This is a genomic window from Paenibacillus sp. J22TS3, assembly GCF_018403205.1.
GTDB lineage: Bacteria > Bacillota > Bacilli > Paenibacillales > Paenibacillaceae > Fontibacillus > Fontibacillus tuaregi.
Genome location: NZ_BOSF01000017.1, coordinates 1 through 1,219 on the forward strand (window position 1 = coordinate 1; position 1,219 = coordinate 1,219).

1 protein-coding gene is annotated in these 1,219 nt (G+C 45.4%); it reads left to right on the top strand.

Annotated features, from left to right (window positions below):
* Positions 1-80 precede the first annotated feature (80 nt).
* A protein-coding gene (locus KJS63_RS25800; protein ID WP_213621626.1) for an IS3 family transposase occupies positions 81-1,201 on the top strand; the annotation gives its coding sequence in 2 pieces (ribosomal slippage) (positions 81-330 and positions 330-1,201; 1,122 coding nt in all).
* The last annotated feature ends 18 nt before the right edge of the window (positions 1,202-1,219 follow it).

A 1,219-nucleotide genomic window follows, 5' to 3' on the forward strand; every position in this document is an offset into this window, starting at 1 on the left:
TGGATCGTCTACACTTAGTTGGACAGAAAAAATAAGGGCTTGTAGAATAAACCTATCATGCTAAGGAGCGGATCTCTACAATGCCAAAACAACAACGACGAACCTTCACCTCTGAATTTAAAAAGAAAATGGTGCAACTCTATGAAAACGGAAAATCCAGAGCAGCTATTGTGGAGGAATACGGCCTCACAGCTTCAGCTTTAGATCGCTGGATCAAGCAAGTTCAGACGTCAGGTTCATTTAAGGAGAAAGACAATCGTTCTTCAGATGAAAACGAACTGCTGGCCTTGCGAAAAGAAAATCAACGTTTGAAGATGGAGGTAGATATTCTAAAGCAAGCGGCGCTGATCATGGGACGAAAGTAGCTATCATTCGGAATAACCTTGATAAATACTCGGTATCAGCAATGTGTGACGTCCTGCAAATCGCAAGAAGTACCTTTTACTATGAAGCGAAAGAACAACCGAAAGAAGACGAGATCACCGAAGCTATTGTGGATATCTTCCATAAAAACCGAAAAGCCTACGGTACACGGAAGATCAAAACCAAGCTCCAGGAACAAGGACTCATCGTGTCCAGACGCCGTATTGGCCGAATCATGCGTGAGCAGGGTCTGGTCTCCACCTATACCATTGCCCAGTTTAAGCCCCACAAGACGGCCTGTAATGAGGCGGCAACGACGAATGTGTTAAATCGTAAGTTTGATCAGGCTGACCCTAAGCGCTTCGTCGTTAGCGATTTGACGTATGTGAAGGTCGGACATCGCTGGCACTACGTTTGCGTCCTCATTGACCTATTCAATCGAGAGATCATTGGCTATAGTGCAGGTCCAAATAAGGACGCTGCTCTGGTTTCGCGCGCTTTTGCTACGGTAGAAGGCGACCTAAGCCAAATCCAGTGGTTTCATACGGACCGTGGAAGTGAGTTTAAAAACCAGAAGATGGATGAGCTACTGAAAGCCTTTGAGATCGGTCGGTCGTTAAGCACGAAAGGTTGCCCTTATGACAACGCTGTGGCGGAAGCTACCTACAAGATCATGAAAACGGAGTTCATTCATCAGTTGGAGTTCCAGAGCCTTGACCACCTGCAGTTGGAACTATACGACTACGTCAACTGGTTTAACAAGCATCGAATTCATGGATCTCTGGGATACATGACGCCTGTTCAGTATCGTCAAGCAGCCCTTAAAAAAGCTGTCTGATTTAATGTTGACAATTCA